Below are 14,912 nucleotides of genomic sequence, written 5' to 3'. Positions count from 1 at the left end.
TGTGGCGTGGGAATTTTCAAGCCCAGGTGCCCGGTAGGGGAGCTGGAGCGGCTCTGGGTCGAAGAGATGATGAGCTGGTGTGCGGCTCAGTTCGGCCCCAGAACACTGCGAACGCCGGTAATCCTGCCGACGCCCGACTTCTTCCCCGGCGCCTACACCGGGACCGAGCAGGAGATCCGCTCGCTGGTCGGCAATGTGAGCCGATATATGGGCGTCGGCCGCGATCGCATTGTCGTGGAACTGCATTCGGACGCCGATATCCTGCCGGACAACCTCGCGTTTTTGGCGGGATCCACACACGGAGAAGCCGGTCACTACCGTGTGGAACACGGGCGCGCGGTGGTGTCCATCGATATGGCGCATATGCGCTCACCGGTGACACTGGTGGCCACCGTCGCACACGAGCTGGCCCACGAACGCCTACTCGGCGAGCGCCGCATCGACCGCTCCCGCCACGACAACGAGCAGCTCACCGACCTGGCAACGGTCTACCTGGGCCTGGGCGTATTCAATGCCAACGCGGCCTTCCAATTCTCCCAGACCCGCCGCGGCTGGCACTCCCAGCGCCTCGGCTACCTCTCCCAGCCCATGTTCGGTTACGCCCTGGCCTGCTGGACCGTCATGCGTGGCGACCCGAAACCGCACTGGGCCAACCACTTGGACCTGAATCCCCGCGTCTACATGAAACAGAGCCTCAAATACCTGAAGGCGAATCCCGAGGCCCTGCCGGATCGCCCTGTGCCCAGCTCCTGAGCCGCGGCTGCAATCACCCGGAAGACTAGACCGATGACCCGGAGGACGAACTGACGGCGTAGCGAAATCGCTACTCCGTCAGTGATCGGGTGGGGTCAGAGGCTGACGCCGAAATCCGTTGCGATGCCTGCCAGGCCGGAGGCGTAGCCCTGACCGGTGGCGCGGAACTTCCACTCGGCGCCATTGCGATAGAGCTCGCCGAAGACCATGGCGGTTTCGGTGGAGGCGTCCTCGGACAGGTCGTAGCGGGCCAGTTCGGTGCCGTTGGCGCGGTCGACCACGCGGATGTAGGCATTGCGGACCTGGCCGAAACTCTGTGCGCGGGTGTCGGCCTCGTAGATCGAGACCGGGAAGACGATGCTGTCGATGGTCGGCGGGGTGTTGGCGAGATCGACATTGATGACCTCGTCATCGCCTTCGCCCTCACCGGTCTTGTTGTCACCGGTGTGCTCGATGGTGCCCTCCGGCGACTTCAGATTATTGAAGAAGACGAAGTGCCCGTTCGACACGACCTTCTTCTCCGGGTTCAGCGCGATGGCGCTGGCATCCAGATCGAAGTCGGTCCCGGTGGTGGTCCGCAGATCCCAGCCCAGGCCGACGGCCACCGCGGTGAGATTCGGGGCCTGCTTCGTCAGCGATACGTTGCCGCCCTTGGTCAGACTGACACCCATTGTGCTTCTCCCATCGATTATTACGGCGACCTGCCTCCGAGTCGCCATTGCACGGAGTTCGGCTCCGCACCGCGTCCAACGTCGTTGCGCACGGGAAGGTTCCGGCCCGAGATGGGCCGGGCGCGGCTCGCCGGGAACGGGGGTCGTGTTCCAGGTCACTTCGGAATAGCCTGACTATGGTCCAACGTTAGCTTGGTTGCCGCATCAACCAATGGTGCGTGATGGCGTCAGCACTGACACTCGGCCTATTCGAAGGAGTTTCGATGTCCACTGAAATCAAGACCCTGACCCCCGGCACCTGGGTGATCGATCCCGCCCACTCGACCCTGGGCTTTTCGGTACGGCACCTCATGGTCAGCAAGGTCCGCGGCCGTTTCACCGATTTCTCCGGCAAGCTCGTCGTGAACGAGGACGGGACCGCGTCGGCCGAGGTCGAGATTCGGGTCGACTCCGTGACCACCGACAATGACCAGCGGGACGCGCACCTGCGTACCGCGGACTTCTTCCATGCCGAGCAGTTCCCGGTGGCGACCTTCAAGTCCACGGGTTTCCGGGTCGACGGCGACGACTTCGTGGTCGACGGCGATTTCACGATCCGTGGCAATACCAAGCCGGTGTCGCTGAAGGTCGAATTCCTCGGCGTGAACCCGGGTATGGGCCACGGCCCGGTCGCGGGCTTCGAGGCCGAGACCGTCGTGAGCCGCCGCGATTTCGGCATCGATATCGATATGCCGCTGCCCGACGGCGGCGGTGTCGTGGTCGGCGACAAGATCACCCTCAACCTGGAGGTCGAAGTCGGCCTGCAGTCATGAGGTAATGGTGTTACGCGGCGGAAACCGGAGCGCCACAACGGAGCTCGAATATCTTTCGAATGATCGAAAATACTTCCGACGTCACTCCGGTCACCGCTGATCTGGTTCTCATCTGCATCGATGTGCAGCAGGACTTCGCACCGGCTCGGGGCGTTGATGGCGGTGCGGCCCCGCAGATCACCGCCCTCCGAGCGCTGATCGACACCGCCCGCGAGTACCGCGTCCCGGTCGTCTTCATCCGAGAGCTGCACCATCCCACCCACACCGACCTCGGCCGCGAAGTGGACGGGGTGGAAGACCTGCACACCGTCGAGGGCACGCCCGGCGCCGACTACGTCCCCGGATTCGGCCCGCTCCCTACCGAATACGAGGTCCGCAAACGCCGCTATTCGGCATTCTTCGGCACCGACCTCGACATCATCCTGCGCGGATACCAGGCCCGCACCCTCATCCTGACCGGCGGTCTCACCGATGTGTGCGTGCACTACACGGCGGTGGACGCACACCAGCACGACTATCACTTCCGTGTTGTGGAGGACGCCGTCTACGGCTCTTCCGTCCCAGCTCACGCGGCTGCGCTCGAGGCCATGGCCTACCTGCAGCGTGATGGCGTGATCTCTGCCGGCGAGGCGGCGGACCTGCTCATGAAGGGTGAGCTACCCACACGGTAACCGATGTCGCTGGAGGGTTGCCCGAATGTGAAATGCCCTTCGGCGCTACGGGATTCGGCGGGCTCGCGGAGCCTCGATCCGGTTCCGGGGATGTTGTGCGCGAGGGGGGACTTGAACCCCCACGTCCGTGGACACCAGAACCTAAATCTGGCGCGTCTGCCAATTTCGCCACTCGCGCTGATGGTACGACCGTCCAAACTTTACCGGGCGAAACGAGGATCGCGAAGCATCGGGTGGGTGTGGCGTACTGGTCGGTAACCCTACCTGGGATTATAACGATTCGATAAAGGGCAATATGAGGAATCCTCACATTTCCTACACCGATGTAACCACCCTCACCAGCGACTTCAAACATGAGGGAGGGTCATGTTTCTAGTCGTTCTGGTACGTCCGTGCAGAAATACTCGAGGGTAGGTGCTTTGGCGGTAACCAAACATGAGGAGATCCTCATGATTTTGTGGAATCCTCGCCATTTACCAGGGCCAGTTGGCCGGAGGAACACCTGCGCACCGTGAGCGCGGCCCAGTCCTGTGGGGACGGGGACGCCAGGAGAAGGAAGTCGAAGTCTTGACGATCAACGAGAGCACCGGAACCGGGTCGAAGGCCGAGCTGGCGAAGAAGAGCCGGGATAGTGGAGTCAGGTCGTCGCTGCTGGACCGGTTGCTGGGGGGTGCGCCCTATGCGCTGGCGTTCGGCGGACAGGGTGCCCAGTGGCTCACCGAGCTCGAGGAGATCGGCCGGGACAGTGCGCTCGAGCCCGAACTGACCGCGCTGGTCAACGAGGCCGCGGAGCAGCTGGCGCCGGTTGCCGCGCAGCTGCTCGTGGTGCGCCCGGTCGGTTTCGACCCCATCGGCTGGATGCTCGAGGAAGAACTCGCCGACTCGGAAGAGGGGGAGGTGTCGGCGGCGCCCTCCGCGCAGGTGTTGCGTTCCGCCGCGGTCTCCATGCCGGGTGTGTTCCTCACTCAGGTGGCCGCGCTGCGGGCGCTGCGCCTACAGGGCCTGGATATCGTCGAGCACGCTCCGGCCGCCGTCGTCGGACATTCACAGGGGCGCATTGCCGCCACGGCCGCCGAAGCCCACGGGCAGCGCGATGCCGAGTTGCTGGCCATCGCCCAGTTGATCGGCGCCGCAGCCGGACTGGTGGCGCGTCGTCGCGGGCTGATGCCGCTCGGTGAGCGCTCGCCCATGGTCGCGGTCTCGAATGTCGATCCCGAGCAGTTGCAGGCTGTGGTCGACGAGGTCTCGCGCGGCGTGGACGCCGACAAGGCCGCGGTGCTCTCCATTCGCAACGGCCGCCGGCGCGCGGTGCTCAGCGGCCCGGTGGCGCAGCTGGATCGAGTACGGCAGCGCAGCGCGGAGATCCACGAGGAGCAGTCGAAGGAGCGCGACGCCAAGAAGCGTGGCGGCTCGATCTTCGCGCCCGTATTCGAGGACATTCCGGTCGAGGTCGCCTTCCACCACCCGGCGCTCGCCGACACCGTGGAAATGGTGCGCGGCTGGGCCGGGCAGTGTGGACTGGACGCCGAGCTGGCTGCGGCCCTCACGCAAGAAGTACTGGTCGATCCGATCGACTGGGTCGCCATTGTCGACCACACCGTTTCTGTTGGCGCGCAGTGGATTCTGGATCTGGGCCCCGGTGACCTGCTCACCCGCCTCACCTCCGGCTCGCTGAAGGGCACCGGCGTCGGCGTCCTGGCCGCCTCCACCCGTCCGGGCCAGCGCAGCCTGTTCACCCCCGGCGCGGCCCCCGAGGTCGCCCCGGCCTGGGCGGAGTTCGCACCCAAGCCGGTGCGCCTGCCCAACGGCCGCATTGTGGTCGAGACCGCGTTCACCAAGCTCACCGGTCGCTCGCCGATCCTGCTCGCCGGTATGACCCCCACCACCGTCGACGCGAAAATCGTTGCGGCCGCGGCCAATGCGGGCCACTGGGCCGAGCTGGCCGGTGGCGGTCAGGTCACCGAGCAGATCTTCGCCGACCGCGTGCATGAGCTCGAGACGCTGCTGCAGCCGGGGCGCACCGTGCAGTTCAACTCGCTGTTCCTGGATCCGTACCTGTGGAAGCTGCAGCTGGGCGGTAAGCGCCTGGTGCAGAAGGCCCGTACCGCCGGCGCCCCGTTCGACGGCGTCATCGTCACCGCCGGTATTCCGGAGCTGGACGAGGCCGTCGCCCTCATCGAGGAGCTGACCGAGGTCGGCATCACCCATGTCGCCTTCAAGCCCGGCACCGTCGCTCAGATCCGCGCCGTGCTCCGAATCGCGGATGCCGCACCGGATTACGCGGTCATCATGCATATCGAGGGCGGCCGCGCCGGTGGCCACCACTCCTGGGAAGACCTCGACGACCTGCTGCTCGAGACGTACGCGGCGCTGCGCACCCGCGCGAATGTGGTCGTCTGCGTCGGCGGTGGCATCGGCACCCCCGAGCGTGCCACCGAATACCTCACCGGCACTTGGTCGCAGGTCTACGGCTACCCCGTCATGCCGCTGGACGGCGTGCTGGTCGGCACCGCCGCCATGGCGACCCTCGAGGCCACCACCACCCCCGAGGTCAAGCAGCTGCTCGTCGACACCCCCGGCACCCCGGACTGGGTCGCCGCGGGCACCGCCACCGGCGGAATGGCTTCCGGCCGTAGCCAATTGGGCGCGGACATCCACGAGATCGACAATGCGGCCTCGCGTACCGGCCGCCTGCTCGACGAGGTCGCCGGCAATGCCGATGCGGTCGCCGAGCGTCGCGCCGAGATCATCGAGGCCCTCGACGGCACCGCCAAGCCGTACTTCGGCGATATCGCCACCATGACCTACCTGGAGTGGCTGGAGCGCTACGTCGAGCTGGCCGTCGGCCTGGATCGCCGCAAGGATTTCGACTGCGGTGGCGACTTCGCCTCCGCCATTGCCGATGCCACCGCCTCGGTCTGGCTGGACATCACCTGGCGCAGCCGTTTCGCGGAGATGGTGCGCCGCACCGAATCTCGCCTCAATCCGGCCGATCGCGGCGAGATCGAAACCCTCTTCGCCGACGACGCCGACTTCGAGACCCCGGTCAAGGCCATCTGCACGCTGAAGGAGCAGTACCCGGCCGCCGCCGCGACCGTGCTGCACCCGGCCGACGTCCCGTTCTTCATCTCGCTCTGCAAGACCCCCGGCAAGCCGGTCAACTTCGTGCCCGTCGTGGACGGCGATGTGCGCCGGTGGTGGCGCTCGGATTCGCTGTGGCAGGCGCATGATCCGCGCTACACCGCCGATCAGGTCTGTGTCATTCCGGGCACCGTCGCCGTCGCCGGTATCACCCGCGTGGACGAGCCGGTCGGTGAACTGCTCGACCGTTTCGAGCAGGACACCGCGTACTCCCTGGTGCGCGGGGGCGTTGTCCCGGCCGCCGTCGACGGCCGGCGCCGCGCCGATGTCACCGCCGGCGCCATCGACATCGTGCTCGCCGCACCGGATGTGCAGTGGTCCGGCCGCACCACCGTCAACCCGATCCACCGCCTCGGCGATCTGCACGAGTGGGCCGTCGACGAGCAGGGTGCGAGCCATGCGCCGACCGGCGCCACGCTGCGTCCCGCCGACGGACCCGAATCCGACAGCGCCTATGTGGAATTGACGGTTCCGCTGCTCGGCCGCGATGCCGTGCGGATCCGCATTTCCGTTCCGGCCACCGTGTACAACGGTGGCGCACCGGTCATTACCGAGGACGATGCCCAGACCGCCATGTCGGCGCTGCTGGCCGTCGCCGCCGGTCAGGCGCTGCCCGAGGTGAAGACCGTCGACGGCACCAAGGTCGCGCATTTCAATGTGGCATGGAGCCCGGACCTGATCGCCGATCACGCCGGTGTCACCGGCTCCGGTATGCCGGAGAACCTCAGCACCCTCGGCCGCACCGTTCCCGATGTGCTCGTGGGCGCCTGCTGGCCCGCCGTCTTCGCGGTGCTCGGCGCGACCCGCACCGCCGATGACAAGAGCGTCATCGAGGGCATGCTCGATCTCGTCCACCTGGATCACCGGATTCAGCTCAACGGCCAGTTGCCTTCCGCCGCAAGCGTGCTCGCGGTGCGGGCCGAGGCCGGCGAGACCGTCGACACCGATATGGGCCGCGTCGTCGAGGTGCGCGTGCGCATTTCCGGCATGCTCGACAAGCCGGAGACCGGCCTGTCCATGCCGACTGTCGCCACCCTGACCGAGCGTTTCGCCATTCGCGGTCGCATCGGCGGCAACGAACTGACCGATCCGCCGCGCGCCGGCGGCGTGCTGTCCGACCAGGCGAGCGACACCCCGCGTCGCCGTCGTCGCGATGTCACCCTCACCGCACCGCGCGCCATGGCCGCCTTCGCGCAGGTCTCCGGCGATCACAACCCGATCCACACCAGCGAGGCCGCCGCCAAGCTGGCCGGACTCGGCAGTCCGATCGTGCACGGCATGTGGCTCTCGGCCGCTGCGCAGCACGCGGTGTCGGCCATCGACCTCAGCGATAAGGTGCCGCCGCGCACCCTCACCTCCTGGACCACCCGCTTCCTCGGCATGGTGCGCCCCGGCGCCCAGATCGATGTGCGCGTGGAGCGGATCGCCGTGGATCAGGGCAGCGAGATCATCGAGGTCTCCTGCCGCATCGAGGGCGATCTGGTCATGACCGCCACCGGTAAGGTCGCCGCGCCGAAGACCGTGTACGCCTTCCCCGGGCAGGGAATCCAGACCAAGGGCATGGGTCTGGACGCGCGCACTCGCTCCAAGGCCGCCAAGGAGATCTGGGATGCCGCCGACAAGCACACCCGCGAGGCCCTCGGCTTCTCGATTCTCGCTGTGGTGCGCGACAATCCGACCTACCTCAAGGCCCGCGGCGTCGAATACCGGCACCCGCAGGGCGTGCTGCATCTGACCCAGTTCACCCAGGTCGCCATGGCCACCCTCGGCGTCGCGCAGGTCGCGGAGCTGCGCGAGGCGGGCGCCTTCATCGAGGGCGCGATGATGGTCGGGCACTCGGTCGGTGAGTACAACGCGCTCTCGGCCGTCGCCGGAGTGCTGCCGCTGCACGCCGTCCTCGAGGTGGTGTTCCAGCGCGGTTCCGCCATGCACGAGCTGGTCCCGCGTAATGCGCAGGGGCTCAGCGACTATCGCCTGGCCGCCATCCGCCCGTCGCAGATCGGCGTGGCCGATCACGAGGTCGTCGACTTCGTGAACCGCATCGGCGAGGCCTCCGGTGAGTTCCTGGAGGTGGTGAACCTCAACCTGCGCGGTTCGCAGTACGCCATTGCGGGCACCGTCGCCGGACTCGACGCCCTCGAGGTCGAAATCGAGCGGCTGCGTGCGGAAACCGGTGGCAAGCGCGCGTTCGTCGTCATCCCGGGCATCGATGTGCCGTTCCACTCCACCGTGCTGCGCGCCGGTGTGCCGGAGTTCCGGATCAAGCTGGAGGGCCTGCTGCCCGCCGACCTGCACCCGGAACTCCTTGTCGGACGCTACATTCCGAACCTGGTGCCGCGGCCGTTCAACCTGGAGCGCGAATTCATCCAGGAGATCGCCGATTACGTGCCGTCCGAGCCGCTCGCCGAGGTGCTGGCGGACTGGGACGAGTGGGCCGCCAAGCCGGTCGAGCTGTGCCGCGTGGTGCTCGTGGAGCTGCTGGCCTGGCAGTTCGCCAGCCCGGTGCGCTGGATCGAGACCCAGGATCTGCTGTTCACCGATGCCGAGCACGGTGGCCTGGGTGTGGAGCGGTTCGTCGAGGTCGGCCTGGCCGCCACGCCGACCGTCGCCAACCTGGCCTCCAATACGCTGAAGCTGCCGGCCTTCTCGAACGCCACGGTCGAGGTGCTCAATATCGAGCGTGAAGCCGCGATCGTCTACGCCACCGACACCGATCCGGCACATGTGGACGAGCCGGAGGACACTCCGGTCGAAACCGCCGCTGCCGCAAGCGCTCCGGCTGCCGCCGCACCCGCAGCCGCCCCGGTCTCCACGGGTGGCCCGCGCCCCGACGACATCGCGTTCGTCGCCGCCGACGCCACCCGCGTGCTCATCGCGCTGTGGACCAAGCTGCGCCTGGACCAGATCGGCCCGGTGGACACCATCGAGGGCCTGTGCGACGGCGTCTCCTCACGGCGTAATCAGCTGCTCGTCGACCTCGGCGCGGAGCTGTCGCTCGGCGCCATCGACGGTGCGGCCGATGCCGATATGGGCGCACTGGCCAATACCGTCGACCGCCTGGCCCGCACCTACAAGCCGTTCGGCTCGGTGCTGTCCGATGCCATCGGCGATCACCTGCGCAAGGTCTTCGGCCCGTCCGGTAAGCGGCCCGCCGCGATCGCCGAGCGCGTCAAGAAGGTCTGGGAGCTCGGCGACGGGTGGGCCAGCCATGTCACCGCCGAGGTTTCGCTCGGCACCCGCGAAGGCGCCAGCGTGCGCGGCGGGGATATGGGCGGACTCGTCACCGGCGGCCTGAATGACGCTGCCGCCGTGGACAATGCCATCGATACCGCCGTGCAGGCCGTGGCCGCACGCCGTGGCATCGCGGTCTCCATGCCGTCCGCCGGCGGCGGCGGGGGAGCGACCGTCGACGCCGCCGCCCTGGGCGAGTTCACCGAGCAGATCACCGGCCGCGACGGCGTGCTCGCCACCGCCGCCCGCGTGGTGCTCGAACAGCTCGGCCTGGCCGAGCAGCTGTCCGCGCCGGAAGCCTCCGACGACACCCTCGTCGATCTGGTCTCCGCGGAGCTGGGCACGGACTGGCCGCGTCTGGTCGCGCCCGCCTTCGACGCCCGCAAGGCGCTGCTCATCGACGACCGGTGGGCAAGTGCGCGTGAGGATCTGGCCCGGCTGTGGCTGGGCGACGATACGCACGCCGCCGAGCTCGCCGTCACCGGTTTCGCCGGTGCCGGGGAAGCCGTTGCCGTGCAGGCGAATTGGTGGCGCGATCGTGCCAAGAGCGAAGCTCGCTCGGTACTGGCCGGTGTGTACGGCCGCATCGCCGAGGCCGCGCTGACGAGTGAGGACCCGGGCGTCTGGTCCGACGATATCGCCGTGATCACCGGTGCCAGCAAGGGTTCCATCGCGGCGGCCGCCGCCGGACGCCTGCTGGGCGGTGGCGCGACGGTCATCGTCACCACCTCCAAGCTGGACGACAGCCGGATCGGCTTCTACAAGAAGCTCTACCGCGAGAACGCCCGCAACGGCGCCGCCCTGTGGGTGGTCCCGGCGAATATGGCCTCCTACACCGATATCGACGCCCTGATGGACTGGGTCGGCAACGAGCAGGTCGACAATGCCGGTGGCGCGAAGATTCTCCTCAAGGAGGCGATGACTCCGACGCTGCTGCTGCCGTTCGCCGCCCCGCGAGTGGCCGGTGACCTCGCCGATGCCGGCGCCCGCGCCGAAATGGAGATGCGGGTCCTGCTGTGGTCGGTGGAACGCCTCATCGGCGGTCTGTCCCAGCTGGGCGCGGATCACAATGTCGACGCGAAACTGCATGTGGTGCTGCCGGGTTCGCCCAACCGCGGCCTCTTCGGCGGTGACGGCGCGTACGGCGAGTCCAAGGCCGCCCTCGACGCCGTGGTCGCCAAGTGGCGCGCCGAGAAGTCCTGGGCAGACCGGGTCACCCTGGTGCACGCGCTCATCGGCTGGGTGCGCGGCACCGGGCTCATGGGCCATAACGATCCGCTGGTCGCCGCTGTCGAGAAGGCCGGGGTGCACACCTGGTCCACCGAGCAGATGGCCGATGAGCTGCTCAAGTGGTGCACGTCGCGGGCTCGCGTCGTCACCGCCGGCGGCCCGCAGCAGATCGATCTGACCGGTGGCCTGGCGCGCGCCAAGCTGGACCTGTCCGCGCTGGCCAGGGAGAGCATGGAAGCCGCTGCGGCGGAAGAGGATATCGAGGAAGGCCCCGTCACCATCGCGGCGCTTCCGGCCCCGCCGACGCTGAGCTCCAAGCTGCCGATCCCCGAATGGGGTTCGGTGACAGCCGATCTCGACGATATGGTCGTCATCGTCGGCGCCGGTGAGCTCGGACCCTACGGCTCGGCGCGCACCCGCTTCGAGATGGAGGTCTCCGACCAGCTCTCCGCCGCGGGCGTGCTGGAGCTGGCCTGGACCACGGGCCTGGTCACCTGGGAGAACGAGCCCAAGGCCGGCTGGTACGACACTGAATCCGGTGACTACGTCGAGGAATCCGAGCTGGCCGAGCGCTACCACGACACCGTGGTCGAGCGCTGCGGCGTCCGCCGGTACGCCGACGACGGCGCCATGGTCGACAACACCGCACCACTGCTCACCTCGGTCTTCCTGGACAAGGATCTGTCCTTCGTGGTGAACAGTGAGGCCGAGGCCCGCAGTTTCCACGCCGCCAACCCGGAGCAGACCGTCATCACGCCGGTCGAGGGCACCGGCGACTGGCAGGTGACACGCAAGGCGGGCACCGAAATTCGGGTGCCGCGCAAGGCGAAGCTGTCCCGTGTGGTCGGCGGGCAGATCCCCACCGGCTGGGACCCCACCCGGTTCGGCATCTCCGCCGATATGGCCGGTTCGGTCGACCGGGTCGCGCTGTGGAACATCGTCTGCACCGTGGACGCGTTCCTCGGCTCGGGTTTCAGCCCGGCCGAGCTCATGCAGTGGGTGCACCCGTCGCTGGTGGCGAACACCCAGGGCACCGGTATGGGCGGCATGTCGTCCATGCGGTCGCTGTACATCGACAACCTGCTCGGTGAGTCGCGGGCCAACGACATCCTGCAGGAGGCGCTGCCGAACGTCGCTCTGGCGCACGTGGTTCAGAGCTACGTGGGCAGCTACGGCGGCATGATCCACCCGGTCGCCGCCTGCGCCACCGCCGCGGTCTCCGTCGAGGAGGGCGTGGACAAGATCAAGCTCGGCAAGGCCGATCTGGTCGTCGCCGGCGGTTACGACGATCTCGGCATCGAAGGCATTGTCGGCTTCGGTGATATGTCCGCCACCGCCGATTCGGCGGTCATGTCCGCCAAGGGCATCAGCGACCGCTACTTCTCCCGGGCCAACGATCGCCGCCGCGGCGGCTTCGTCGAATCCATGGGCGGCGGAACGGTTCTGCTGGCTCGCGGCAGCGTCGCGCTGGAAATGGGCCTGCCGGTGCTCGGTGTGGTCGCGTACGCCCAGTCCTTCGCGGACGGCGTGCACACCTCCATCCCGGCCCCCGGCCTGGGTGCGCTCGGTGCGGGTCGCGGCGGCGCGGAGTCCAAGCTGGCCAAGGAACTTCGCAAGCTGGGTGTGGCGGCGGACGAGGTCGCGGTGATCTCCAAGCACGACACCTCCACGGCCGCAAACGATCCCAACGAGTCCGAGCTGCACGAGCGGCTGGCGAATGCCATCGGCCGCTCGGAAGGCGCACCGCTGTTCGTGATTTCGCAGAAGACCCTCACCGGTCATGCGAAGGGCGGCGCGGCGGCCTTCCAGATGATCGGCCTGTGCCAGGTGCTCGAGCAGGGCGTCATCCCGCCCAACCGCAGCCTCGACTGCGTGGACGAGAAGATGCAGGCGTACCCGCACCTGGTGTGGGTCCGCGAGGCCATGGATCTGGGCGAGCGCTTCCCGCTCAAGGCCGGTCTGGTCACCTCGCTCGGCTTCGGGCACGTCTCCGGCCTGGTGGCGATCGTGCATCCGCAGGCGTTCATCGCGGCGCTGGATCCGGAGAAGCGCGAGGAGTACCAGCGTCGCGCCGAGGAGCGTCAGCTCAACGGACGTCAGCGCCTGACCGAGGCCATGTGCGGCGGCGCCCCACTGTACGAGCGCCCGGCCGATCGCCGCCTCGGCGGCGACGGCACCCCCGCCAAGAAGTCGCGTCAGCTGGAAGCCGACATGCTGCTCTCGGCCCAGGCCCGCCTGGGCACGGACGCAACGTATGTCGCGGTTCCGCCCGGACCGGCATGCCGGTAACAATCGACAGGTTTGCGCCGCACCACCTGCGGCGCCACTGAACTCATGACCGGTGGAGCCTGTGAATGCGTAGGCTCCACCGCAGTTGATTGGGCGCTCATGACTGTCTCCCATCAATTGATCGTTGTGAGGTCGGGAAGTGCGTTGGAATGGTCCGGACAATTCGGATTGTGTGAAAACCATTGTTTCGGAACGGATTTCGTCTTCCAATCGACAAATTGTAGTGATAATGTTCGAATATGCGTTCGAATGCACAGGCTCGCGCCGCCGTCGTCACCGAACGCGTGGTGGCACGGCAATTCGCGTTCACCACTCGCGCATATATGGCGGTCGATGAGGTGAGTGGGGAATCGGTCGGGCTCGACGAGGTCGACACACGAACCGGTTGGCTGCTGAACCTGATCGCCTGTGCGGGAGCCGAACTGGTGGCCCGGCTGTGGCAGCCGGGGACCTTCGATGTGCTTGCTGCAGGTCGTGACCAGCAAGGCCGCAAGTTGCCTGCGCAAGGGCATGTGGCCGCGGCCCGATTGGGGTGGACGCCCTGTTACCCGGACGGGATATATGTGCCGTCACGGGTGACCCGGGTGGTGACTGCACAGGTCACCAGTACCCTGCGGACCCTCGCCTACCGCGACACTGCGATCGGCGTGCTCTGTTCCCGATTCGACTCGGACACAGGCCGGTTGGCGCCAGCCACCGGCTCCGAGGTCTGTGTGCCGTCGGGCTTCGCGCGAGGAGTGTGCCGTCAACTCGCCGCCCGCTCCCGCCGCGGCGAAGGTACGCAAGCAACGTGGTTGCGGATCACCGACCTGCAGGGTCCACCACAGATCGCTGCATTGGCCCGACTTTCCGCTGCTGATCGGCAGCTCGCTCAGCTCACTGTGGCAGGCGGCGAGTTGGTGTTGACGGTGAAGTTGCCGACCTGCCCAGCCCCGGCCGGGCGCGCGCAGTGGCGGTGGGTGCGGTTGACCGCCGCGATCCCGGAGCACCTGCATGGGCGGCCGGTCACCGATTGGCATCTGCCGAGCCTGGTCTTGGACCGTGGGGGTGTGCTGTGGCGGTGTGCGGGGACCGAAATGGTGCCCGCAGCCGACCCGGTCGCGGGGACTGTCGCGGTAGGAGTCGATTGGTCCCCGTCCACCCTCGGTGCCGCAGCCCTCGTGGCCGAAGGGCCAAACGGGTTGTCCTCGGACTTCCATGGTTGGACATACGATGACCGGGGGCTTGGGGTGAAACTGGCGCGCCTGCAAACCGAAGGCCAAATGCTGCATCGCAAGTCAGCGCGACTGAGGCAGCTCGCCCTCTCGGCTTCGCCCGAGGTCCGTGACAGGCTCGAGTCGAAGATCGCGGTGCTCGAGGCGCACCGCACCGCGGTGGGTGCCAAAAGGCGGAAAATCAACCGGGAGTTGGCGTTCCACTTCGCCTCCCAAGTCACCGCTTATTCCGTCGCGGCGGGCGCGCAACTCATTGCGGTGGAGGACCTCACTACCCTCGAAACCCGTTCACATGGGCGGGTCAACAACAACCGAGCCGCGCAGTCCGCCCGCCGCCAAGCTGTCGTTGCCCTCGCGCACACCGCCGCCGGGGTTGGCATTGCAGTGGTTTCCGTGCCTGCGAGGGGATCGTCCGCGTGGTGTCCGGGCTGCGACGAACCGCTCTCGCGCCCGGGCGGTTACCACAGTGCCTGGTGCGTGCGCTGCGAGGTCGGGGGTAATCGTGATCATATGGCGGGTATCAACTTGGCCAAACGTGTGTTGCTGGGTAAAACCAATGTGACTCGCCGGCGTGGGCAGATGCCGACGGTCCGGGTGACCGAGCACGCACCGGTGCGGCGGTGTCGGGATAAAACAAGCCCGACACCGCGTCAGCCGCGGCACCGCAGGGTGCGCTGTAGTTCACCCGCCATGACCGAACGGGTGGGGGTGAATTCGAATCAGTCTGTTCCTGCATCACAAGCGTCGATGTGGGACACGGTCAAACCTGTAGCGCCGCAAGGCGTTGCCGGTAGCCGTGACACACGTACATCTGTACGGTCTGCGACCGCAGTGGCAGACAGTATGAGATCTACGTAGACGCTCCGCTGGTATGTTGCCCCCAATCGACTGCATCGAGAG

General features: G+C 67.3%; 6 protein-coding genes and 1 tRNA gene. 5 read left to right on the top strand and 2 right to left on the bottom strand.

Translation table 11 applies throughout. The annotated features are described in order from the left end of the window. The first annotated feature begins 6 nt into the window (after window positions 1–6). Window positions 7–753: a hypothetical protein gene (locus OG716_RS24570; protein WP_405133107.1), complete on the top strand. Its 747-nt coding sequence runs from the start codon at window positions 7–9 to the stop codon at window positions 751–753. A gap of 95 nt (window positions 754–848) precedes the next feature. Here OG716_RS24570 and OG716_RS24565 read toward each other — a convergent pair whose 3' ends face one another. Continuing rightward, complete coding sequence (locus OG716_RS24565) at window positions 849–1,424, bottom strand: TerD family protein (protein WP_327144217.1); 576 nt, start codon at window positions 1,422–1,424, stop codon at window positions 849–851. A 263-nt stretch (window positions 1,425–1,687) separates the two neighbouring features. Between OG716_RS24565 and OG716_RS24560 the strand changes: the two genes are divergently transcribed. Together OG716_RS24560 and OG716_RS24555 are read left to right on the top strand one after the other, a co-directional pair. After that, entirely contained in the window at window positions 1,688–2,236 is a 549-nt protein-coding gene (locus OG716_RS24560) for a YceI family protein (RefSeq protein WP_355122931.1), read from the top strand. A gap of 59 nt (window positions 2,237–2,295) precedes the next feature. Then, window positions 2,296–2,907, top strand: a complete 612-nt coding sequence (locus tag OG716_RS24555) for a cysteine hydrolase family protein (RefSeq protein ID WP_405133106.1) — start codon at window positions 2,296–2,298, stop codon at window positions 2,905–2,907. A gap of 96 nt (window positions 2,908–3,003) precedes the next feature. Here the strand turns inward: OG716_RS24555 and OG716_RS24550 are convergent. Further along, window positions 3,004–3,085 (bottom strand) — tRNA-Leu (locus OG716_RS24550). 389 nt (window positions 3,086–3,474) lie between these two features. On the opposite strand from OG716_RS24550, the gene OG716_RS24545 reads away from it, so the two are divergent. Continuing rightward, complete coding sequence (locus OG716_RS24545) at window positions 3,475–12,798, top strand: fatty acid synthase subunit beta domain-containing protein (RefSeq protein ID WP_405133105.1); 9,324 nt, start codon at window positions 3,475–3,477, stop codon at window positions 12,796–12,798. Window positions 12,799–13,121: 323 nt separating this feature from the next. Further along, window positions 13,122–14,870 carry a zinc ribbon domain-containing protein gene (locus OG716_RS24540; RefSeq protein WP_405133104.1) on the top strand — a complete coding sequence of 583 codons (1,749 nt, stop codon included), beginning with the start codon at window positions 13,122–13,124 and terminating at the stop codon, window positions 14,868–14,870. Window positions 14,871–14,912: the final 42 nt, after the last annotated feature.

The sequence above is a fragment of the Nocardia sp. NBC_01388 genome, from assembly GCF_045040085.1.
Lineage (GTDB): Bacteria > Actinomycetota > Actinomycetes > Mycobacteriales > Mycobacteriaceae > Nocardia.
This window is presented reverse-complemented; position numbering and strand designations above follow the sequence as displayed.

What these genes read in the sequence shown, in the direction of transcription:
- OG716_RS24565 (WP_327144217.1), bottom strand. Translation starts at nt 1,424, where the DNA reads ATGGGTGTCAGTCTGACCAAGGGCGGCAACGTATCGCTGACGAAGCAG.
- OG716_RS24560 (WP_355122931.1), top strand. Translation starts at nt 1,688, where the DNA reads ATGTCCACTGAAATCAAGACCCTGACCCCCGGCACCTGGGTGATCGAT.
- OG716_RS24555 (WP_405133106.1), top strand. Translation starts at nt 2,296, where the DNA reads ATGATCGAAAATACTTCCGACGTCACTCCGGTCACCGCTGATCTGGTT.
- OG716_RS24540 (WP_405133104.1), top strand. Translation starts at nt 13,122, where the DNA reads ATGGCGGTCGATGAGGTGAGTGGGGAATCGGTCGGGCTCGACGAGGTC.